This is a genomic window from Streptococcus sp. 27098_8_99, from assembly GCF_041431935.1.
GTDB lineage: Bacteria > Bacillota > Bacilli > Lactobacillales > Streptococcaceae > Streptococcus > Streptococcus parasanguinis_D.
The window spans coordinates 24,711-50,090 of sequence record NZ_JAPVYQ010000010.1 but is presented as its reverse complement, the minus strand read 5'-3'; the positions used below and the strand labels follow the sequence as shown (position 1 = coordinate 50,090).

The following is a 25,380-nucleotide window of genomic DNA, read 5'->3' as shown; positions in this document are numbered from 1 at the left end:
TAGGAAGAAATGTGACAATTTGACACAAATTTTTAAAAAATATGTGGTATAATATGACATTTTTACAAAAACATTACATTTTAATTTCACCAGATTGACTCTTGTTATCAAGAATGTTACAATTTCATTTGTATCATGGAATCATGAAATATGGAAAAGGAGATCCTATAAATGAAGGATGTATTTAATAAGCGCCAGCGCTTTTCATTGCGAAAATATAGCATTGGGGTTTGTTCAGTTCTTTTAGGAACAGCACTCTTTGCTGCAGGAGCTCAATTTGCATCAGCGGATGAAGCAACAACAGCCTCTGAATCTGCGGGAACAGCAGCTTCAGAAGCAGCACAACCTGTTACACCAGAGTCAAGTCAAGCAGAAGCACCAGCTGCTTCCCCAGTCTATGGTGTGGGAGCACCAGCACCGAAAGTAGACCTTTCTAATTCTGCTGCAACTTCGGAAGCACCAGCTTCAGCGACTGAAAAATCTGAAGGAACTGAGAAACCAGTTGCTACAGAAAACAAGGAAGCAAAAGCAGAAGCTAAAAAAGAAGAAAAGGCTGAAACTAAAAAATCTGAAGAAGCTCCAAAAACGACAGCGTCATCAGAAACCAGCAAACCTGTAGAGAAGAAAAAAGAGTCAAGCTCTAAACCAGCCTCTACAACAACAGCTACTACAGAAAAACCTACTGTAACTCGTGTTGCAGCAGATGAAAGCTCAGAAAGAGCAGCTGCAAGTGAAGAACCAGCAACACCAGTAGCCCTCAAACCTACAGCGCAGCCAGCATTACTTCGTGGTACTGAAGCTCCTAAACCAGATTCTGCAACAGAAGATCGCAGTGTAGTACTCGATCGAGCAGCAACTGATATGACTAATGGTGGAGCTTTGGCAACAAGTAGCCGTCGTCGTGGACGTCGTGCATTGACAGACCATAATGTAGCACCGATTGATGTTATAACGGCTATAGCTGATAAAGTCGCTGCTGATCCAGACATGACAGATCCTAACGGAGCATCTGTGCACTCTCAAACAATTCCTGCTGGTTACCAAGCTAAAGAAGGTGACTTCTATACTTTTGGTATCTGGAATCTGACAAAATTCAATGCCCGTTATAATACAAACTATTATGCGCGTGCTTATAAGACGTTTGGTACTTCCACCGATACTACGGTTGAATTGATTGATAAGAATACGGGTAATGTAGTTGAAACACATACTGTCACTGCAACTAGTGGTATTCAAAAATTCACTACGACCACTCCAAAATCTAATAATGAGTTGACCCTACAAGTAGACTATCAAGCAGGTGCTGGTCAAGGTCCTGGTAAGACAGACCAACCATTTATTCAAATGGGATTTGAAGTTGGTCCAGCGATTCAAGCTTTGGTAGCTCCTGGTCATAATCTTACTGAAGCTGAACAAGCTCATTATATGGCTGTATATTCTGCACGTAACTCAAACGATATTTTGAATGCAGTTGAACCTGCTTATAATGGTCGTGAAGTTACGGATACAAACTTTAAGATTCCTGTTACTGTTGAAAAGACTACTTACTATAAACTTGTTGACAAGAAAAACCCTACCTACAAGGAAACTGGTAAGTCTGTTACAACTCAGGACTATAAAGAAAATGGAAGTGAAACTGAGTTAGCCAAATATACTCTGAAAGCGAAGGAAGGTCAAAACTTCACAGCTTCTGGAGAACGTCAATTTACAAAGACTGAAAAACTCACGGATAAAATTACTAGAGAAACAGCTTATACCCTATATCAAACAGCTGATCCAGATACAACTTCTGGTTATGTAAGCCGTCCTTACACCGTTGGTACCAAATTCATGGATGCTGAGCGTGCTGGGATTAAACGTATCAAGGAAATCGTTGGTGAAGATGGATCTGTAGTGGTTCGTGTTTACCTTCTAGATCCAAAGCAACAAAATAAACGTTCAGATGGTACTTTAAACACGGATGGTTATATGCTTTTAGCAGAAACCAAACCAATCAAGCCGGGAGAAGCGAATACTAGAGAACTAGTTGTTAAGAAATCACCTCTTAATACAATAGCTTTCACTGGTACTGACGGCGTTAATCATCCAAATGGTAAGACAGTTCCGTTCGATTTCCAATGGGCTGCTAACTACACTCCGTATAAGACAGTCTTTGTTCCTTTCTTGGGAGACAATATCGGTCACCTTTCACCAAATTCACAATTGGAACGTGGAGTAGGAGGTATTGGTACCAACGTTGACTTGCTCAACTCCTTGACACCATACAAACAACCAATCTACTACTACGACAAGACAGAAACCATCAAGGTTAAGCCTGAATTTACTAAAGTTCTTAGTGATTTAAATGCAGAAAACAAACGTTCGCTTAATGATGGCGATTTCAGCTTTAAGATTACTTCAACGGGTGATACTGCCTCACACACAGAGACGGTAACTAACCAAGGCGGAAAAGTTACATTTGGAGAGCTTTCATTCACTAAAGCTGGGACATATACATACAAAGTTACAGAGGTTGCGGGTTCAGATGCTGATGTTGACTATGATGACATGGAAGTTACCATGACAGTCACAGTTAAGGAAGAAAATGGCAGTTTGAATGCAAGCGTTTCTTATAGTTCAGTTAAAGGCGAGGATGAAAATGGTCAGCCTAAAAATCCTTCTTTACCTCCTTCAGAAGATAAAGAGTTCAACAACTTCGTAGTAGCTCCAGTTAAGACTAAGTTTGACTTCAGTAAGGCTCTTGCAGGTCGTAAGTTACAAGATGATGAGTTTACTTTCGTTCTTAAAGATGAATCTGGAAATGTTATTCAAACGAAAAAGAACAAAGCAAATGGTGTGATCGCTTTTGACGACTTGACATTTACAAAAGCTCAAGTTGGTACTCACAATTACACAGTTGAAGAAGTGATTCCAGCAGATAAAGAAGCTGGTATGACTTACGATACAATGAAGGCTGAAGTGACCATTACTGTTACGAAGGAAGGTCATGTACTTAAAGCATTTAATATGCTTCCAGAGGACACAGAGTTCAACAATACCTTCACTCCAGGTGCGGTGAAAGTAAATCTTGACTTTGATAAATCACTTTCAAACGGTAACTTGAATGCTGGTGATTTCAGCTTTACCTTGACTGGTGATAACAATGTTAATGAAACTGTTACCAATAAAGCTAACGGTAAGATTAACTTTAGCGAATTGTCATTTGATAAAGAAGGTGTCTACAACTACACTGTTAAAGAAGTGAAAGGCAACAATGCCGATGTAGACTACGATGAAATGACAATCGGCGTGAAAGTAACTGTTACGAAAGATGCTGCAACAGGTCTTTTGAGTGCCAAGACTGAAATGACTTCAACAGGCGGTGAAGCAACTGGTGCGGATGACAAGACATTCAACAACCACGTTGTGGCTCCTGTGACTGCTCAATTCGACTTCAGCAAGGCTCTTGCAGGTCGTGACTTGAAAGACGGCGAATTTAGCTTTGTATTGAAAGACAAAGATGGTAAAGTCCTTCAAACAAAACAAAACGATGCTAGCGGACGTGTTCGTTTCGATGCCTTGACATTTACAAACGCTCAAGTGGGTGATCACAAGTACACTGTAGAAGAAGTTCAAGGTTCTGAAGCAGGTATGACGTATGACCCAATGAAAGCGAACGTAACAGTAACTGTTACGAAGTCAGGCCATGCGCTTACTGCTGTTGCAACTCTTCCAACAGATACAGAGTTCAACAATACCTTCACACCTGCTGCTACGCAAGCTCAATTCAAGTTCACTAAACGTCTTGAAGGTAAAGCACTTGAAGCAGATGCCTTCACATTCGAATTGCTTGAAAATGGCAATGTGATCCAAACTAAGAAAAATAAAGCTGATGGATCTATTACATTTGATGCGATTGAATACAACGCTGTAGGTGAACACACTTACACTGTGCGCGAAAAAGCTGGAACAGATACAAACATCGACTACGATCCAATGAACGCAGTCGTAACCGTTAATGTAACCAAAAATGCAGCTACAGGTCTCTTGAGCGCAGCTGTTACAATGCCAGAAGACACTGAGTTTAACAACTATGTGGTTTCTCCAGTTGTAACAAAATTTGACTTCACTAAGAAGTTGGCTGGCCGTGAATTGAAAGCCGGTGAATTCAGCTTCGTATTGAAAGATGCTACTGGTAACGAAGTTGAAACAGTGAAAAATGATGTTGCTGGTAACGTAACCTTCTCAGAATTGTCATTCGACAATACGAAAGTTGGTACTCATACGTATACAGTAGAAGAAGTGATTCCTGCAGATAAAGAATTTGGAATGACTTACGACCAAATGAAAGCAACTGTTACAGTTGAAGTTGCCAAGAACGGTCACTCATTGACAACTGTTACAAACGTTACATCAACTGGTGGTAAAGATGCCAACGGTAACGCTACTGATGGTACTGCAGATAAAGAATTCAACAACAAAGTCACTCCTCCAGAAACTCCAGAATTCCAACCAGAAAAATTTGTCGTTTCTAAAGAGAAATACGACATCACTGGTAACAAGTTGATGAATGACGACGATGAGTTGACAAATGAATACACTGAAACAAATGCAGATCCATATGTAGACAAGACAAACAACAACGAACCAGAAAACTTGAATACTAAGACAGTTAAACGTGGTTCTAAATTGGTTTACCAAGTATGGCTTGATACAACTAAATTCACTGAAGCGAATAACATCCAATACGTTGGTGTATCTGATACATACGATGCTGATAAATTGGATGTCAATGCAGCGGACATCAAAGCATATGATGCAGTAACTGGTGCAGAAGTAACCAATAAATTCGACATCAAAGTTGAAAATGGTACGATCACTGCAACTTCTAAAGGTGAATTTATCAAAGATAAAGTCAATGCTCCTGTTATCGACACAACTAAGTTCGAATTTGGACGTTACTATAAATTTGATATTCCAGCAACTGTGAAAGAATCTGTTAAAGCTGGTGCTGATATTGAAAATACAGCCAACCAAACAGTTCACGTTTACAACCCAGTAAGCAAGACAGTTGAAAAACCTGAAAAACCAACACAAAAACGTGTCAACAGCGTTCCAGTTCCAGTGGAAATGAACTTCACGAAACGTTTGGAAGGTCGTGAACTTCAAGCCAACGAATTCGAATTCGTATTGAAGAAAGACGGCGTTGAAGTTGAGCGCGTGAAGAATGACGCTGCTGGTAAGATCGTCTTCAAGACTCTCGAATTCGGTCGTGATGATCTTGGTAAGACTTACAACTACACAGTAGAAGAAACTCCTGGTACAGATGCAACTGTCAAATACGACACAATGGTTGCTACTGTTAAAGTGGTTGTTTCACATGATGGTACAGCTAAAGCAATTGTTGCCAACGTAACAGACGCTGCTGATAAAGAGTTCAATAATACAGTAACTCCACCAGAAGAACCTAAGTTCCAACCAGAGAAATACGTTGTTTCTAAAGCGAAATTCGATATTACAGGTACTAAGCTCGTTGATGACGATTCTGAATTGACAGATAAATATGGTGAAACAAATACAAATCCATATGTCGATACAACTGCCAACAACGAAGATGAAAACTTGAATACGAAACCAGTTGAACGTGGTCAAAAACTTTACTACCAAGTATGGTTGGATACAACTAAATTTGATGCAGCTAACAAAGACAATATCCAAACAGTAGGAATCACAGATAACTACGACAAGGATAAATTGACTGTTAATGCTTCAGATATCAAGGTTTACGATTCAGTTACTGGTGCAGACGTTACGACGAAATTCGATATCTCTGATAACAATGGTGTTCTGACAGCGAACCTCAAAGATGGCTTCACGAAGTCACTCGGAGACGCTGAAAATACTCAAATCATTGATACAACTAAGTTCGAATTTGGACGTTACTACAAGTTCGATATTCCAGCAACAGTGAAAGACGATGTTGTAGCTGGTGCAGATATCGAAAACAAGGCAGCACAAGTTGTTAACTACTACAACCCAGTAAGCAAGACGGTTGAAAAACCAAACAAACCAACTGAAAAACGTGTTAACAGTGTTCCGATCTCAGTAGAATTCAACTTCACTAAGAAATTGGAAGGCCGTGATTTGAAAGCTGGCGAATTCACATTCGAGTTGAAAGACAGCGACAATGTTGTGATTGCGACTGCAACCAACGATGCAGCTGGTAAGATCAAGTTTGCCCCAGTAGATTACACTAATAAAGCTGGTGAAACTGTTACTGCCCTTAAATACAAGAAGGGTCAAGAAGGTACTTACAAGTATACTGTAACAGAGGTTAAGGGTACAGACGCAACTGTTGAGTACGACACAATGGCTGCTGTTGTAACTGTTACTGTTTCTCATGATGGTACAGCCAAAGCCTTGATCACAAACGTGACAGAACCAGCTGATAAAGAATTCAATAACACAGTTCGTCCTCCAGAAGAACCTAAGTTCCAACCAGAGAAATATGTTGTTTCTGAAGAGAAATACGATATCACAGGCGACAAGCTCGTTGATGATGATGACGAGTTGACTGATAAATATGGTGAAACAAATACAGATCCATATGTAGACAAAACAGGCAACAACGAAGCAGAAAACATCAATACCAAGACTGTTAAACGTGGCGACAAGTTGGTTTACCAAGTATGGCTTGATACAACTAAATTCGACGCAGCTAACAAGGATAACATCCAATCAGTAGGAATCTCAGATGACTACGATGAAGCTAAATTGGAACTTGATTCTACTAAGATCAAAGCTTACGATTCAGTAACAGGCGCAGAAGTAACAGATAAATTCGATATTACTGTGAACAACGGTGTGATCACTGCAACCCTTAAAGATGGCTTCACTAAGTCACTTGGCGATGCGGAAAACACACAAGTTATTGACACTACTAAGTTCGAATTCGGACGTTACTACAAGTTCGACATCCCAACAACAGTGAAAGCTGATGTTCCTGGTGGTGTAGATATTGAAAACACTGCGGCTCAAGTAGTCAACTACTACAACCCAACTACTAAGAAAGTTGAAAAACCAAGCAAACCAACTGAAAAACGTGTCAACAGCGTGCCAGTTGAAGTGGAATTCAACTTTACTAAACGTATGGAAGGCCGTGAGCTTAAAGCCAACGAATTCAGCTTCGTTCTTAAAGATTCAACAGGTAAGACTCTTGAAACTGTGAAGAACGATAAAGATGGTAACGTTAAGTTCTCTAAACTTGAGTTCAAAAAAGGTCAAGAAGGCGTTCACAACTACACAGTAGAAGAAGTTAAAGGAACAGACGCAACCGTTACATACGACACAATGAAAGCGAATGTGACAGTCACAGTTTCACACGACGGAACAGCTAAAGTTCTGATCGCGAAAGTTGGCGACATTGCGGATAAAGAATTTAACAACAAGGTGACTCCTCCAGAAACCCCAGAGTTCAACCCAGAGAAATACATCTTGAACGCTGAGAAATTCGACCTTACTGGTAAATCACTTCTTGATGATGATAAAGAATTGGCAGACAAGGTTGCGGAAACAAACGCAAATCCTTACGCTGATAAGGCTGATAATAATGAAGCAGCAAACATCAATACTAAGACTGTGAAACGTGGCGATAAGGTTGTTTACCAAGTGTGGTTGGATACAACTAAGTTCACTGAAGCGCACAACATCCAATCTGTTGGTGTTACTGATGACTACGAAGAAGACAAACTTGACATCAATGTTGCAAACATCAAAGCTTACGACTCTGTAACAGGCGAAGATGTGACTGCTAAATTTGATATCAAAGTTGAAAACGGTGTGATCTCTGCAACTTCTAAAGCGGACTTGACTAAGTCACTTGGAGACGCAGAAAATACTCCAGTGATCGACACAACTAAGTTTGCGTTTGGACGTTACTACAAGTTCGATATCCCAGCAACAGTGAAAGATACTGTTAAAGATGGTGTGGACATTGAAAACACTGCGGCTCAAATCGTACATCAATACGATCCAACAAGCAAGACAGTGAAGAAACCAAACAAACCAACTGAAAAACGTGTTGTGAACATCCCTGTTTCAGTAGAATTCAACTTCACGAAACGTTTGGAAGGCCGTGTACTTAAAGCCAACGAATTCAGCTTTGTGCTTAAAGACAAAGATGGTGTTGTGATTACAACAGTAACAAATGATGCTAATGGAAACATTAAATTCACTCCAGTTAAATATACTAATAAAGAAGGAAAAGAAGTAACTGCTCTTGAATTCAAACGTGGTGAAGAAGGAACTCATCTCTATCATGTAGAAGAAATCCGTGGCACAGATTCTAGCGTTGTATACGATAAGATGGTTGCAACTGTTAGTATCGTGGTGAATAAAGCAGGTAAGGTAATAGTAGCTACTACTAAGTTGCCAGAAGATACAGAGTTTAATAACACTGTTATTCCGCCAACACCACCAACACCACCAACACCACCAACACCACCAACACCACCAACACCACCAACACCACCAACACCACCAACACCACCAACACCACCAACACCGCCAACACCGCCAACACCGCCAACACCTACAACTCCTCCAGCTCCAGCACTTCCTGAAACTGGTGAAGAACAATCAGCATCTGCTGCATTGTTAGGTGCTGCACTTGGTTTGGTTGGCCTTGCGGGACTTGCAAAACGTAAAAAACGCGAAGACTAAAATTGAGGTGACATCAGCAAACTTGTTGATGAGGTGACAATTTTAGATCCAACAGGAAGAGGCTTTGCTCGAAAGAGCAAGGCCTCTTTGTTTGGTGTTAAAAGCTTAGAAAAAATTGCGTATATATTATGAAATGTTTCAGAAATTATTCGATTAGTCATTTCATTCTGTTACTAGTTTCAGCGAATATCCATTGACTTGAAGTAGAGAAAACAGTATACTAGTAAAGCAATTTGATCTTTCAAACTGCCGGCAACAAGGGAAATGAAGCCACTTTGAATTGGAATACAGTAGGGTTTGGAGTGGTAGTACTTCACACCCTTATTGTCGTCAGTCGCCCTCATAAATGGGATCTAGACTCTGAATGAGTTGTATAAATATAAAAAAACTTCCTTGGAACAGAATTCCATAGGAAGTTTCTTTTTGTTTTAGAGCTACTCTTGTTTCTTTTTGTAAGAGATAAGACTGGCCAAACCTGCCAAGATGCCAAGTCCAAGTAGGGCTAGCTGAGAGGTTTCTTCACCTGTTGCAGGTAGGTGAGTTCCTTCTTGAGTGGTGTTAGGAACAACTTCAGGGAGTTCCTCTGTTTGGCTTGTAGTTTCAAGAGGTTTCTCCTCTTCTTTATTAGTAAGAAGTGGTGATCCCTTTTCTTCATGAGCATCAGTCGTGTTTACTTTTGTCACGGAAGGAAGAGGGCTAACTGTTTCTTCTTTTTCTGTTTCTGGGGATGGTTGTGGAGTAGGAATTTCTTTGACCTTGTAGGCAAAGATCAAGATGGTTGTCCCCACTTCTACCTTCCCAGTTTGATCAGCTGCACCGATCCGTTCGTAAATGTGGCCGTCGTAGGAGATCTCATCTGGTGCGCTAGCGACGTAATGGGTTCCATTGTCCACATTCGTTGCAACCGCAAGTTCTGGTTGCAATTCAGTGCTCGTATCTTGGATGACAAATCGCGCGATGACCGTCCCCGTAGCTAACTTGTAATCATAGATGACCGTTTTCATTCCCTTAGTGACTGTGCCACTTGGATCAGCAGAATCAGCACGGTGGCCAACTAGATGGTAGATACGACCATCTTTTGTGATTTCTGTTGGGGCCTCACTGGTGTACTTGGTGCCGGAATCTACCTCTGTCACAAGGTCTTGCGCCTCTTGCAGATCAGTGTCACTTCCCTCAGTGAGGAATCGTACTCTGACAGATCCTTTGGTGATGGCATAGGTAATAGTAGTATCAGCTGTTGGAGAATCAGGGCTTGGAAGAAGATAGCCTTTGGTCTCGTCAAGAGGATCCACAAGGTTTAAGACTTGTCCACGAGCATCTTTTGGTTCTAACCCTTCAATATATGGTAAAGTTGCAGTTGGCGCTGAAATAGCAGTTGGATTAGAAGAATCATTTAAATATGGAATCTCTTTAATAGCATTTGATGGTTCTTTTCCTGATGCATAACTAATTGTATAAACACCGACTGGTCGGTAGACAACAATATCAGAAATGTCATCAGATTCAGCTAGGATTCCAGTATGACCTCCAGATTTATTAAGATCAGGAGAGATTGTTGCATTTGATTCTTTAGATACGACAACATATCCATTTTTGACTGGATTTTCATAATCTGCGAAAGTAGTACCGTCTTTAGTCACCCAATCTTCAAGTGTTGTTTCTCCAGTTACCAAATTGATAGTTCCTTTTCGGCTAAAGTTTAAACTATCTGTTTTTGAAACGATGTCAGCTTCTTGACGATTGTTACCATTCTTATCTTTAGTAACATAAGTGATAGTACGAGTTACTTTTTCTGATAAATGATTGAGATCACTAATAGATTTTCCATTTGGAGCTTTAGGAGTTGGATAGATGCTACCATCGGTATCTCCTGGAACAACTTGGCCAACTCGAATTGGTTGTGTTTCAGAAAAATCTACAATTTTTGGTGTAAAGCGAACAATGAATTCCTGTACGCCATCACCATTAATGTTTGAAGCATCTCGGTCAAATTTTACTGGTCCATTTTTATCAAATTCGTTCTCAACTAGTTTATAACCTTGTTTCAGGTATTTAGCAATCGTATCTTTTGTTGAGTAGTCAATCTTTTCACCAGTATGGCCAACAAAGTCGCTTGAACGTTCCAGTTCTTTACCATTTTCATCTTGATAAATAACACGGGCAACTTCATTAAGTTTGACATAGAGCATATCCCATACATCCAGGCTAGGAACATCAATTGCAGCCATCCATTGACCAGCCCCGCTATCATAATATACATTAGCAGTAGTTTCGCGAAGTTTAATATTATACTTTCCATCTACTGCATCTGGGGTAGCCCAGTAGATATTCGCATGTTCGGCCTGATCTTTTGAAATTTTACCAAGTGGTACAAAAGCTTGGATGTTAGTCAGTTTGGTAGTGGAGTTAACAGCGCTGTTCCATTTATTTTCGGTAATGCCGACCAAATTGATCAAGTGAGCAATCCGATCACCTGTCTTGGTTTCTTTTGTAATGGTATAAACAGTTCCAGGTTGAACCCCGTCAGCATTATCCAGGTTGGATCCGATGAAGTTGCCGTTGACCAGTACATTTGTATTGTCTACAATCCGACGAGTATCATGCGCCAAGGTGTCGCGTCCACGAAGGAGTTCTTGGTAGGCAACGATAAATTCTTGGTAGTTAAATTCTGCATTAGCAAAATCAGCATTGACTGGTAAGTTTTGATTGAGGTACCATTCAGCCTGAATAACACCAAAACCTTTTTCATCTTGAGATGTATTGAGAGCAGCAGTGGTCATATGATAACCTCCACTTGCTGCAATAATTGCATCTGTTAGTAATTCATTGTCTTTGCTGAGTTTTGCTGCATTTTTTTCACGGTGAGTATAAGCAGCGATAATTGGAGATTTTCCGTTGTATAAATCTCGCATACGCTCAGTCAAGCGTGTTAAGGCTTGATAGGTAGAATCATAGGCGATGCTATCTCCCCAAACTTCCGCGTAAGGTGCAGAGACATTGGTTTTTCCTAATCGATCAGCATCTCCAGTAGAGATATCGTTGATCATGAAGTCATAGCCTTCTTTTTTGAGGGCCTCTGTTGCAGCTGCGGCTAGTTTTGGATAGTTTTCACTTAAAGAGAAAGCTTTTCCAGGTTCGTTAACTTTTTCAACCAAGTTAGTCCCCATAGTGTCCCCTTGCCAACCATCGAAGCCACCTTCTTTCATGGCTTTTAACATCACATTGATGATAAAGTTTTGCCAGTTCGGATCTCCTGGATCAAGAAATTGTTGGATGTCTGTTGCAGTAATATCACCAGTCTTTCCAAAGTTGAAGTGATCTTGTAAGTTACGTACGATAGCACTTTTTACTTGGTCTGGGATTTTTTCATCAAGAGACACAGCGTAAATCATGTTATAAAGCATAGCTTTAGCACCAGTCGAATGGACATGAGAAACCAACTCTTTAACGGCATCTGTGTCAATAACTGGTAAGTATGTTTTACGTTTTTCGGGGTCAGTCTCACCTTTCGGAATCAAGAAAGTAGCCCAATCTTGTGTGAATCGTTCAACATTAGCTGGGAATGGGTTGGCAGGTGTATTATAAACGTCGTAGAAGAAGTAGTTATTGATGTGCATATTGGCCAATTGGTCAATACTATTTTTATATCCTTCCACTTGCTCTTTAGTGATCGAATTGTGATTGTCTTTTGAACCTGCTACAACACCATAACGTGGATATACAGTCCAATCATCTTCAACTGATAGACCAGCCACCTTGTGAAATTCTTGTTTTCCATCAGCATTCTTTCCGATGACGTCAATGAGATAGCCAGAGTTTGGAGAGAAAACAGAGCTTGGAATGACAAGTGAATTTCCTGGAGCATTTTTCAACTCATAAATAACTTTGTCTAAATGAGACACTGTCAAATCAGACGAAGTTACGTCAGGATTATTGATTGAGATGCTAACATCCTCACCACTTTTATATGTGGCCTTATTAAATGTTACATCGTTTTGGATTTTTGGTGTGTTATAAGTACTTGTTGCCGCTGAAGTACTACGAGTTGTTGGTTCAGTGGCACTTGCAGTTTGAGGCAAAGATGATGTCTCTTCACTTGAGGAAGTCTTTGGGTTTTCCTCACTAGTTGTTGTAGTAGGTTGCTCACTAGTGGTTTCAGTACTAGTGGCTGGTTGACTTGATGTTGTTACGTTTGTTGTTGAAGTTGTAGTAGAAGCAACTTCATCTGCCATAGCAACAGAACCTAACATCAAGGAACCAAAGACCGTAATCATAGATACAAGTACTTTATTTCGCTTACGGAAATAGCCATGACCTTTTTCTTGAGAAAAGTTATTTGAAAATTTCATTATATCCCCCAATCATTAAATTTTGTTAGTTGAAATTATACGACATATCATAGGAAAATGTCAACAATAACGTAAACTTTTTGAAATCAAAATAAAAAACTCCTGAAAATAAAGTAAAAAAACAAATAAAAATACTTGACTTTTAAAATAATTTTTGTTACGATTTTTCCGACGTCGAAGAACAAAAATTCTTTTTGCTTGAGAAGCATAAATAAAAAACAATTAAAAAGGAGTTTGTCATGTCATCGTTAAAGAATAATAAAACGATTAAGTATGCCTTGAGAAAAACCTCAGTTGCTTTTGGTTCTGTTGCAGTCGCAACAGTTATTGCTGTTGCAGGTATTGCTGTTGCAGGTATTGCTACAGTATCTGCCGATGAAACTTCATCAGCAACTACACCTGTTACTTCAACTACAACAGTAGCTGGAGAAGAAACAAAAGAAGTTGCGGTTCCAGAGAAGTTGGAAGAAGCTAAAACTGCTGCCACAAATGAAGGTCTTGAAGTTAAAGAAACTGAGACTAAAAAGCAAGATTCTGAGGAAGCTGCTGCTAAAGATTACGAAAAACAAGTTACTGATATTAATAAAACTGTAGCTGATTATAAAGCTGAAGTGGCAGCAAATCAAGAAGCTTACGAAAAAGAAAAAGCTGAAGTTGATGCTAAAAATGCTGCTACACAAGCAAACTACGATAAAGAGCTTGCAGCTTACAACGAAAAACTTACTGCTTACGAAAAAGAATTGACTGAAAAAACAGCAGAAAAAACAGCAGTAGAAAAAAGTAATGAAGAAGCACGTGTTGCTTATGAAAAAGCGCTTGAAGAATATAACACAGCTCTTGCAGCATATAATGCATCTGTAACAGCAAATCAAGAAGCTACTGAAAGTAATAAATTAGCTCAAGCAGATTATGAAGCTAAATTAGCTGAATACAAGACTAAAAAAGCTGTTTATGATGAAGCGCAAGCTGCTTACTTGATTGAACTTGAAATTTACAACAAGAAAAAAGCACAATACGATGATGCTAAAGATGCCTTCAATACGATGGTTGCAGAGCGTGGTGGAAATCCTGAGAAATACAAACAAGATTTGACATTCCTCTCTGAAGAACTTGCTGATGGCGAAACAACTAAAATCACACACCAAACAACTGGATTAACAACTTACTTGACAAAAGAAGGTCATTCTCGTATGTACGGCGATGGGAAAGCTACAAAAATGTATGAAACAAAGAATCTTCAAGATTCTGATTTGACAACTACAAATCCATATGCCAACAATGAAATTGAGTGGGGAGTTGTAAAAGTCGGAGACAAATTTGATGTGACATACACAGGACTTACTCAAGCTAAAATTGTAAAAGGTAGCGAAGAAAAACGTATTGCAAAAGTTGTTTATAAATACGAAGTGAAGAGCCTTCCATCATCAGATGGAAAAGGAATCGTTCAAATTTATAACGATCCAGCAGTTACAATGACAATTGGTAGCTCAACAGATACTGAAAACCCAGTAACTGTTGGTGTTGACATTGAGTTTTACGATGAAAATGACCAATTAATTGATTTGTCACAACACAATGCAATCCTTGCCCTTAACTCACTTAACCACTGGAATGGTGCATCTTATGTTGAAAATGACAAACCTCGTCCTCTAGTTGTTGAAGCTAAAGATAGCGAAGGCAATACAGTTCGTGGAACTTGGGATCCATATTCAGATGGAAGTGAACCAAAACTCGATGGTGCAAACGTTGTTGTGAAAAGCGGTAAAGCTGACTTCGGTAGTGCAGAAGTTGATATCAATGCTGATAATCCTTTGAAAATTGTTGCTCAAAAAGCAACATGGGTTGATGATGCCTTCAAAGTAACTGAAGAAACAACAGTTGATGCTACAACAGTGAACGCATCTGGTGGCGGAAATGGTCACTCAGTTGGTACTGAAGATTACACATTTGGTGATAAATCAGATGTTATCGGTTCTTACACTGTAGACGCTACATCAGGTGTTTTGAGATACACACCAAAAATGAAACACCAAGATACTCCTCACGTTGAGTCTGTAAACATTGGTGACAAAGAGTTTATTAAACTTCCAAATTCAAGTGTAGACCAAGATTCATCTACAAAAGAAGTATCTGCTAAAGAACAAAACCAATACATGGATCAAGGTGCTACATTTAATGCAGACTCTTCAAGTCAAACTAAGGGTTGGGATGATCCTACGAGCCCTTACCTTTACTATGGTGGTGCTGCTGTTATTTTGAAAGATGGTCATCTTGAATTTACAGCAAAAGGTGCTAACGCAACAGGCGAAGCAACTATCTATTGGTTCTCTATCAACTCAAACGTTGGCTTCCCTCAAGATCCAGGTGAAGAGCCAGTTAAACCAACAGAACCAACACCTCCAGTTAAACCTGAAAAACCAGAATTGACAGAAGTACCAACTGTTAAAGAAAAACCAGTTCCACCGACAGAACCAGAATATAAAACTGTACCTGTCTTACCAAGTGAACCGGTTAAACCAGAAGCACCTGAGTTGGTGAAGGATCCTGTTAAGAAAGAAACAGAAAAACCAGTTGTTGAATGGAATAAAAATGTTGTGCTTATCAAGGAAAATGAAAAACCACAACCTAAGCCAGAACCAAAACCAGAGCCTAAGCCAGAACCAAAACCAGAGCCTAAGCCAGAGCCAAAACCAGAGCCAAAACCAGAGCCTAAGCCAGAGCCAAAACCAGAGCCAAAACCAGAGCCTAAGCCAGAACCAAAACCAGAGCCTAAGCCAGAACCAAAACCAGAGCCTAAGCCAGAGCCAAAACCAGAGCCAAAACCAGAATCATCTAAGAAATCATTGCCAAATACTGGTTCAGTTGAACAATCATTCATGACTTATTCAGCACTTATTGGTTTAGCTACTGCCGGTTATGCTTTGTCAAGAAAGAAAAAAGAAGACTAAGATTTTCTTTTAATCCTTTAAAAAATCTCACGATTAAAAACCAGAAGGCACAACCTTTTGGTTTTTTATAAAGCATGAAAAGGGAATTGATGACAATTTCCTATAGGTTCTCTTCCATATTTGTGATACAATTAAACTACTATTATCGAAGGGAGAAACTATGATTAATTCAATTGTTTCACAAGGCTTGATTTGGGCAATTTTAGGGTTAGGAATCTTTATGACCTTCCGAATTCTAGATTTTCCAGATATGACGACAGAAGGGTCCTTCCCGCTTGGAGGAGCGGTGGCGGTAACCTTGATTACCAAAGGGGTCAATCCACTCCTTGCGACGCTGGCTGCTATTGGTGCAGGGTGCTTGGCAGGACTTGCGACGGGTCTTCTCTATACAAAAGGGAAAATCCCCACACTCTTGTCAGGGATCCTTGTAATGACATCTTGTAACTCGGTTATTCTCTTTGTCATGCAGCGGGCTAATTTAGGACTTCTGGGCTATAAAAAAATTCAGGAATTTCTTCCTTTTGCCAGTGGGTTCAATGAGATCCTGATTGGCTTGATTTTCGTAACGCTTGTGATCCTTGGTTTGATCTTCTTCTTGGATACACGCTTGGGCCAAGCCTATATTGCGACAGGGGACAATCCAGATATGGCCAAGAGCTTTGGGATCAACACTGACCGGATGGAATTGATGGGCTTGGTCATTTCAAATGGGATTATTGCTCTATCTGGTGCACTGATGGCCCAACAAGAAGGCTATGCGGATGCTTCACGTGGGATTGGTGTCATCGTTATTGGGCTTGCCAGTCTCATTATTGGAGAGGTGCTCTTTTCAAATGTCACCTTGACAGAGCGCTTGCTCAGTATTGCGATCGGATCGATCGCCTACCAATTTTTGATTTGGGCCGTGATTGCGCTTGGCATCAATACCAGCTATATTCGAATCTTCAGTGCCTTGATCTTAGCTATCTGCTTGATGATTCCAACCTTTAAGGGAAAAATCATGAAAGGAGCAAAACTCAGTAAATGACAGCAATTGTAGAATTAAAAAATGTAACCAAAGCCGTGAGCAATGGGATGAACGAAGAAAAAGTCATTCTGGATGATGTTTCCTTGGAAATTCGAGAGCATGATTTTATCACGATTTTGGGGGGCAATGGAGCTGGAAAATCAACCCTCTTTAATACCATTGCTGGGACGCTTCCGGTGAGCAGTGGGAAGATTTATATTTTGGGGGAAGATGTAACCAACTATTCTCCTGAAAAGAGAGCCAAGTACCTATCGCGGGTCTTTCAAGATCCTAAAATGGGCACAGCGCCTCGCATGACAGTAGCGGAAAACCTCTTGGTAGCGAAGTTTCGTGGAGAAAAACGTGGCTTGATTCCGCGTCACTTGGCCAGCTATAAAGAAGAGTTTCAAATGGTCCTTGCTAAGATCGGCAATGGCTTGGAAAATCATATCGACACAGCCGTTGAGTTTCTATCAGGGGGGCAACGACAAGCCTTGAGTCTGTTGATGGCGACACTGAAACGCCCAAAACTCTTGCTTTTAGACGAACACACTGCAGCCTTGGATCCAAAAACCAGTCAGGCCCTAATGACCTTGACCGATGAGTTTGTGAAACAAGATGCCCTCACAGCTCTTATGATCACCCACCATATGGAAGATGCTTTGAAATATGGAAATCGCTTGATTGTGATGAAAGACGGACACATCGTCCAAGACCTCAATCAAGAAGAAAAAGCCCAAATGACCATCGCAGACTACTATCAATTATTTGAGAAAGAATAAGATACAAAGCCCGTAAAATGGGAGTAGGACAGAAGCGACATTACTTAGGTGGTCTGATGTAGAAGTAGTTTGTCTGCATGCTAGAGAGTGGGACAGAAATCGGTAATTCGTTAGAATTCGATTTCGTCGTCCCACCTCCGCACAGTTGAGTAGGGCTGTAAAAGCTGATGAAATCAGCGTAGTATAGCCCACTCAACCACTGTGTCTTGCTCGACAATCCAAAAATAATTGAGAGGCTACGACTTTTGTCCCATCCTCTTTTCTTTTCCTTAAATCATCTATAAAACCGCATAAAAATAGGAACTAGTTTCAGCTGGAATCGCTTGCAATTGCCTAGGAAGCTGAGTATAATAAAGGTAGAAAGATGAAGAAGGGATTGATACCAATGCCTTATCGAGTTAAAATTTAGGTTACTTCGTTTTAGGCCTGTTTTGCTGATATCTGTTCATGCTCTTATCGTAAAAGAGCAGTCATGTCGTGTGTGTCGGATCGGTGATCGGTTGGACGGTCGGGCAAACCTGCTTAGTTTGTCCGGAGACATAAGAAAACGTGGGAATAGTAGGTAGAAGCTTTTTGTAAAGGTTTTCAAACTTCAATGCGTCCAGTCGAAAACTAATCATTTGGATTTGGGATAGCAAAGAAAACCTCTGGTATTTTACACAAATACTATTAAATGAAATCAACATCATAAACATTGTTTTGTTAGCCAAAAGGTTAATTGCACCAAGTCAGTGAAGCAGACCAGGCCTCTAGTCCCGTAAGACTGGAGGCCATTTTTATAAAATACCCAGGAGGAGGTGAGAGTATGGGATTGTCGTATGCGCAAGAATATAGTTGCCGTGACCATTTTCGGCAAAGAGCTTTTGAGCGCTTTGGCGTAGATGATCAGCACCTGAACAGGTGGATCAACCAACACCTCCCTTCCCTCTCTCCTTATGATAGTAATGTGGTTCAACCCGCCAATACAGAAGCCTATGTAGCTAGTGATGGTGTCATCTTTGTCTGCAATATCAAAAGTCGGGAGTTTATCACCTGTTTTAAGGCAGTCAATTACCAAGAATCTAAGGAAGAAGAGGAAGCTTATACGGACATTCACGAAAGCAATGTCGCTTCCTTCAAAAAAGATGTGAATCACCTGGTCAATCGCTACCGACTCAAGGAAGCCAAAGAGCTGTTTGAAAACATTGGGGAGGACTTGGATGACTTTTATCGCCTGTCCCAAGCAGTCAAGAACGGCCAATTGAGCGAACGAAATAGTAAGCGCCTAGAGGAATTGTTAGGCAAGTTTCATGTGATCAAGGCAGCCATGCGGATCATTGAAAATAAACGGGGAGATTACCATCTTTAGGGTCTTTTCCCCCTAAAAATAGGCGCCTAGAAGCCCTCTCATCTACTTCAGATGAGAGGACTTTTTTGCTGTGGAAAGCTTTTTGAAAAAAAGAGAAAAAAATTGTATAATAAAGTGGATATGCAAGTATTTGCAAAGCTGTAATTCGACTTGGGCGACCAAGGACCGTAAGTATTAAAATAATCACACTAAAGGAGACAACAGTGAGTAGTATTAAATTAGTCACTCTTGGCGGTGTTCGAGAAAATGGGAAAAATCTCTACGTTGCCGAAGTGAACGATTCAATTTTTGTCTTGGATGCAGGTTTGAAGTATCCAGAAAATGAGCAACTTGGGGTGGATGTCGTTATCCCCAACATGGATTATCTATTTGAAAACAAGGACCGCATTGCGGGTGTTTTCTTGACCCATGGTCACGCAGATGCCATTGGGGCCTTGCCTTATCTTTTGGCGGAAGCAAAAGTTCCTGTATTCGGGACAGAGTTGACCATTGAGTTGGCTAAACTCTTTGTAAAAAGCAATGACAGTGTGAAGAAATTCAACGATTTCCATGTCATCGATCAGAATTCTGAGATTGATTTTGGCGATGCCGTCGTCTCTTTCTTCCAAACAACCCACTCCATCCCTGAAAGTATCGGGATTGTGATTGGCACTCCTGAGGGCAATATCGTCTACACAGGAGACTTTAAATTTGACCAAACTGCCAGCGAGTCATATGCGACAGACTTTGCTCGCCTAGCTGAGATTGGACGCGAAGGCGTACTCGCTCTCTTGAGTGATTCGGCCAATGCGGATAGTAATATTCAAGTTGCCAGTGAGCAAGAAGTAGGCGATGCCATCTTAGATACGATTGCAGACTGGGATGGTCGTGTCATCGTAGCTGCGGTAGCCAGCAACCTTTCTCGGATCCAGCAGGTCTTTGATGCTGCGGCTGAGACTGGCCGTCGAGTGGTCTTGACAGGGTTTGATGTGGAAAACATCGTCCGTACAGCTATTCGCTTGAACAAATTGTCTCTTGCCAACGAAAAACTCTTGATCAAGCCAAAAGAAATGAGCCGTTTCGAGGATCATGAATTGATCATTTTGGAAACAGGCCGGATGGGTGAGCCGATCAACGGTTTGCGCAAGATGTCTATTGGCCGTCACCGTTATGTGGAAATCAAAGATGGGGACTTGGTCTACGTCGTTACAACACCATCTATTGCTAAAGAAGCTGTGGTGGCTCGTGTGGAAAACATGGTCTACCAAGCGGGTGGCATTGTCAAATTGATCACGTCAAGCTTGCGCGTGTCTGGTCACGGAAACGCACGGGACTTGCAGTTGATGATCAACCTTCTTCGTCCTAAATATCTCTTCCCGATCCAAGGGGAATACCGCGAATTGGATGCCCATGCACGAGTAGCGATGGAAGTCGGTATCTTGCCTGAGAATATCTTTATTCCAAAACGCGGAACTGTGATGGAGTACGAAAAGGGGGACTTTGTCCCTGCCGGTAGCGTCTCAGCTGGAGATGTTATGATCGATGGGAATGCCATTGGTGATGTGGGCAATATTGTCCTTCGTGACCGCAAGGTCTTGTCAGAAGACGGGATCTTTATCGTGGCGATCACAGTGAATCGCAAAGAGAAGAAGATTATTTCCAAAGCGCGTGTGCACACCCGTGGTTTTGTCTATGTTAAGAAGAGTCGGGATATTCTTCGTGAAAGTTGCGAATTGGTCAACCAAAGCGTTGAAGACTATTTGGCACAAGACAGCTTTGACTGGGGTGAGTTAAAAGGCTTGGTACGCGACAACTTGTCTAAGTTCTTGTTTGAACAAACCAAACGCCGTCCAGCCATCCTACCAGTCGTGATGGAAGTGAAATAATAGTAGAAAACGAAACGCTTGGCAGCCAGAGGCTTGCCGAGTGTTTTTAACAGTAGAAAGAGGAAATCAAATGGCAGTTATGCAGATTGAGTATTATTCAGAAGCCTTGAAGATGGAGTGGGGTGTGTCCGTCCTTTATCCCGATGCATCGCGCGTGGAAGATCCAGCGGATACAGATATTCCAGTCCTTTATCTCTTGCACGGGATGAATGGAAACCACCATTCCTGGTTGAAGCGGACTAATGTGGAGCGCATTTTGCGAAATACCAATCTAATCGTGGTCCTACCCAATACCAATAATGGCTTTTACACAGATACCCAGTATGGCTACAACTACTACACGGCCATTGCGGAGGAATTGCCAGAGACTCTTTCTCGCTTCTTCCCTAATATGACCAAGAAACGGGAGAAGACCTTTATTGCTGGTCTATCCATGGGCGGCTATGGATCCATGCTCTTGGCTCTCAAGACAAATCGTTTCTCCCATGCGGCTAGTTTTTCCGGTGCTCTGAGTTTCCACGATCGGGACTTTGAAAACAATGACTTGGAACAACCAGCTTTTTGGAAGGGGATCTTTGGAGAGATTGAGGATTGGACAACCAGTCCCTATTCGCTAGAGACTGCTGCCAAGAAGTTTTCAGATAAGAAGACCAAACTATGGATCTGGTGTGGGGAGCAGGATTTCCTCTATGAGGCCAATAATTTTGAAGTCAAGGAACTAGAAAAGTTAGGTTTGGATGTCACCTATACCCACAGCTCAGGCAAGCACGAATGGTTCTACTGGGAACGTGAGTTGGAGCACTTTTTACAAACCCTGCCAATCGATTTTGAATTAGAAGAACGGTTAAAATAAGATACAAAGCCCGTAAAATGCACAGTGAAAATAGGGAGTAGGACAGAAGCGATATCATTTATAAACGCTTCGTCGTCCTACCCCCACAAGGCTGATTAGGTATTCTTCTGAGCTTAGAAAGCGACAGAAGAATCCAATCAGCTACTGTGTCTTGAATTAATTGCTATTCAGCTTTCGTTTTTGACACAATCCGTAGCCCGTGTTCGTTTAATAAGATACAAATAGATTGGATATAAGTCAGAGCATTTGTTCTGGCTTTTTTCATATATATAGGAAGAAAGGCTAGAAAGGTCACTTATTCATTTCAGTCCTGCTTTCTTTGTGGTATAATAGGAACGATTGAAAAATGAGCTAGAAATAGCGAACAAGATAAGAGGAGAGAAATATGGCAAAAGATATTCGTGTGCGTTATGCACCAAGTCCAACAGGGCTATTACACATCGGAAATGCTCGTACAGCATTGTTTAACTACTTGTATGCACGCCACCATGGTGGAACCTTTATCATCCGTATCGAGGATACGGACCGCAAACGTCACGTCGAAGACGGAGAACGTTCACAGCTTGAAAACCTTCGTTGGTTGGGCATGGACTGGGATGAAAGCCCAGAGACGCATGAAAACTACCGCCAGTCTGAACGTTTGGAACTCTATCAAAAATACATTGACCAACTCTTGGCTGAAGGTAAAGCCTATAAATCTTACGTTACAGAAGAAGAGTTGGCAGCGGAACGTGAACGCCAAGAAGCAGCTGGGGAAACACCTCGCTACATCAACGAATACCTTGGCATGAGCGAAGAAGAAAAAGCAGCTTACATCGCAGAACGGGAAGCAGCAGGTGTGATTCCAACGGTTCGTTTGGCAGTGAATGAGTCAGGTATCTACAAATGGCATGATATGGTCAAAGGCGATATCGAATTTGAAGGCGGCAATATCGGTGGGGACTGGGTCATCCAAAAGAAAGATGGTTACCCAACTTACAACTTTGCTGTTGTGATCGATGACCACGATATGCAAATCTCTCACGTTATCCGTGGAGATGACCACATTGCCAACACTCCAAAACAACTCATGGTCTATGAAGCGCTTGGATGGGAAGCGCCAGAGTTCGGTCACATGACCTTGATCATCAACTCTGAAACTGGTAAGAAGTTGTCTAAACGTGATACGAATACCCTTCAGTTTATCGAAGATTACCGGAAGAAAGGTTACCTTCCAGAGGCAGTCTTTAACTTTATCGCTCTTCTTGGTTGGAACCCTGGTGGGGAAGACGAAATCTTCTCTCGTGAAGAACTCATTAAACTTTTTGACGAAAACCGCCTCAGCAAGTCTCCAGCTGCTTTCGACCAAAAGAAAATGGACTGGATGAGCAATGAGTACATCAAGAATGCGGATCTTGAGACTATCTTTGAAATGGCCAAACCATTCCTCGAAGAAGCAGGACGTTTGACAGACAAGGCTGAGAAATTAGTGGAACTTTACAAACCACAAATGAAGTCAGTGGATGAAATCGTTCCATTGACAGACCTCTTCTTCTCAGACTTCCCAGAATTGACCGAAGCAGAGAAAGAAGTCATGGCTGGTGAAACAGTGCCGACGGTACTTGAAGCCTTCAAAGCAAAACTTGAAGCCATGTCAGACGATGAGTTTGTAGTAGAAAATATCTTCCCACAAATCAAAGCGGTCCAAAAAGAAACTGGTATCAAAGGGAAGAACCTCTTCATGCCAATCCGTATTGCCGTTTCAGGTGAAATGCATGGTCCTGAATTGCCAGATACCATCTACTTGCTTGGACGTGAGAAATCCATCCAACACATTGAAAAAATGTTGGAAGAAATCAGATAATTATCAGAAAAGCCTGTAAATGAATTGAACCCCAAAAGTTAGACAGAAAAGATCCAACTTTTGGGGTTCAGTTCATTTTTTTACTTCTTTTTCTACCATTTGTCAAGTATAATACGGTTTCCGACTCACCATTATTCTTGAAAATGTATGAAGAGAATTTTTTGAGGGATAGTTCGAGCCATTTTTCTGATATTTGAGCATAGAAAAATGACACCTTATCTGGCATTTTTTGAAACAAGGTGTTGGAATTATAAGGCTTAGACGACTTTAATGACTTTGAAATAAAGTATAGTTGTAAAGTTTATTATGCATTATAAGATAATACATTATCCTAATGAGACGATGTATAGAGGCAATCGTATGTGGCTTAGTTGAAGTTATCTGCGATTGTCTTTTTCGTTTCTCATTGAAATCTGCGATATGGCAAGGATTAGTATGGCTAGCTGAAGCGATATCGTGAATACATTTGTACAGAATTTTTCTTGCATAAGGATCCCCACGCTTAGTGATATGCTCTTGACCTAGAAAATCTCCCTATTCATAGTGTTTGAGATCAATACCGATAAAAGCGTTGAGTTGATTAACAGACTTAAAATGACGAATATCTCCTAATTCGCCAATAATGCTTGTAGCCGTTGTTTCTGCGATACCAGGAATAGAGAGAAGAATCTCATATTCAGGTAGAGGTTCAGCTAACGCTATCAACTGTTGTAAAACTTGTTCCCGACTGTTTGTCAACCTTATACTCTCCTGTGCATCATACTTAACCTCTTTTATCATAGGAGAGGCTTTTGAAATGCCAGCATAAGATTGCCTCGCCAATCCAACTAATTTCTCAGTCAAGTTACCTACTCTGTTCTCTGAAATGCGTTTAGAGGTTGAGTTGCGAATAGCTTCTTTCAACTCAACTTCTGATAGTTCCAGCACCCAATGCTTGGTTGGGAAGATGGACACGAGATTCCAATATTGCTCACCTGTAGGAGTAGATAGTAGATTCTCGATTTCTGGGAAGGCGACTTGAAGAACTTTGTGCAGCCTATTCTTCGTCCTTACGATATCCTCTGTCAGATTTTGGTAGAATCGGCTAAGATCATGCAAGTTTTGATAGACTTCTTCTTGAACATAAGTTGGCTTACGGTTTAGAACAAATTGTGACGAAGCAAGTTTCTCTGCATCAATCTTATCGGTTTTTCGGACTCGTAATCCATCAAGTTGCTTCTTAGCTTCCAAAGGATTAAGACGTGTATAGTCATAGCTGTTTTCTTCTAGAAAGGCCTGAAGTCGGCGAGAGTATACACCAGTAGCTTCGAAAATAATTTCGGGATTGCTCACGGTCTTTAGATCCTCCAGTAGACGAGAAAATCCGATAATGTCATTAGGCATAGTATAGCCATGAACCCTTTCACCATTCACAAGAATAGCGACTTCTGAGCTTGCTTTACTCACATCAATTCCAAAAACTGTCCGCATTATGTTTTCCTCTTTGTCTTGAATGATTCCTTATTTTGGTGATTCCATTTTCAATACTCGGCGTCTAGCGCCAAAAGAAGCTACGACATAACAAGATACTTCTGCTTTAATATAAAGAAAAAGTAGTGAGTACTCTCTCCCGTCGGAGATTTCTTCACTACTAATCTTAGTATGTTTTTTATCCTGCTTCCTTCTCTTTTATGGTATACTGAAAGC

Annotated in this window: 9 protein-coding genes and 1 pseudogene; 8 read left to right on the top strand and 2 right to left on the bottom strand. The window is 40.9% G+C overall.

The window, feature by feature from the left end; translation table 11 throughout:
* The first annotated feature begins 171 nt into the window (after nucleotides 1–171).
* Nucleotides 172–8,700: a streptococcal pilin isopeptide linkage domain-containing protein gene (locus O3605_RS06955; RefSeq protein ID WP_371585685.1), complete on the top strand. Its 8,529-nt coding sequence runs from the start codon at nucleotides 172–174 to the stop codon at nucleotides 8,698–8,700.
* Nucleotides 8,701–9,134: 434 nt separating this feature from the next.
* On the opposite strand, the gene O3605_RS06950 is transcribed toward O3605_RS06955, so the two are convergent.
* Nucleotides 9,135–13,049: a glycoside hydrolase family 66 protein gene (locus tag O3605_RS06950; RefSeq protein ID WP_371585683.1), complete on the bottom strand. Its 3,915-nt coding sequence runs from the start codon at nucleotides 13,047–13,049 to the stop codon at nucleotides 9,135–9,137.
* 239 nt (nucleotides 13,050–13,288) lie between these two features.
* On the opposite strand from O3605_RS06950, the gene O3605_RS06945 reads away from it, so the two are divergent.
* The 7 genes from O3605_RS06945 (at nucleotide 13,289) to gltX (ending at nucleotide 23,694) form a co-directional block, all read left to right on the top strand.
* Nucleotides 13,289–15,997 (top strand): LPXTG cell wall anchor domain-containing protein, encoded by a 2,709-nt coding sequence (locus tag O3605_RS06945; RefSeq protein WP_371585681.1) that lies wholly within the window; start codon nucleotides 13,289–13,291, stop codon nucleotides 15,995–15,997.
* A 160-nt stretch (nucleotides 15,998–16,157) separates the two neighbouring features.
* The gene (locus tag O3605_RS06940) at nucleotides 16,158–17,024 is read left to right on the top strand and encodes an ABC transporter permease (RefSeq protein WP_049497072.1); all 867 of its coding nucleotides are present in this window, start codon (nucleotides 16,158–16,160) and stop codon (nucleotides 17,022–17,024) included.
* On the top strand, nucleotides 17,021–17,785 hold the full coding sequence (locus tag O3605_RS06935) for an ABC transporter ATP-binding protein (RefSeq protein ID WP_371585679.1): 765 nt from the start codon (nucleotides 17,021–17,023) through the stop codon (nucleotides 17,783–17,785). Before O3605_RS06940 ends, O3605_RS06935 begins: the two co-directional genes overlap by 4 nt.
* Nucleotides 17,786–18,590: 805 nt before the next feature.
* Entirely contained in the window at nucleotides 18,591–19,133 is a 543-nt protein-coding gene (locus O3605_RS06930) for a hypothetical protein (RefSeq protein WP_049497077.1), read from the top strand.
* Between the two features lie 203 nt (nucleotides 19,134–19,336).
* A complete protein-coding gene (locus tag O3605_RS06925; RefSeq protein ID WP_049497079.1) occupies nucleotides 19,337–20,998 on the top strand; it encodes a ribonuclease J in 1,662 nt (553 codons plus the stop codon).
* A gap of 70 nt (nucleotides 20,999–21,068) precedes the next feature.
* Nucleotides 21,069–21,851 (top strand): alpha/beta hydrolase, encoded by a 783-nt coding sequence (locus O3605_RS06920; protein ID WP_155199119.1) that lies wholly within the window; start codon nucleotides 21,069–21,071, stop codon nucleotides 21,849–21,851.
* 385 nt (nucleotides 21,852–22,236) lie between these two features.
* Nucleotides 22,237–23,694 (top strand): glutamate--tRNA ligase, encoded by a 1,458-nt coding sequence (gene gltX / locus O3605_RS06915; protein WP_155199120.1) that lies wholly within the window; start codon nucleotides 22,237–22,239, stop codon nucleotides 23,692–23,694.
* A gap of 267 nt (nucleotides 23,695–23,961) precedes the next feature.
* Here the strand turns inward: gltX and O3605_RS06910 are convergent.
* Nucleotides 23,962–25,164, bottom strand: a pseudogene (locus O3605_RS06910) (IS110 family RNA-guided transposase).
* Nucleotides 25,165–25,380 lie beyond the last annotated feature (216 nt).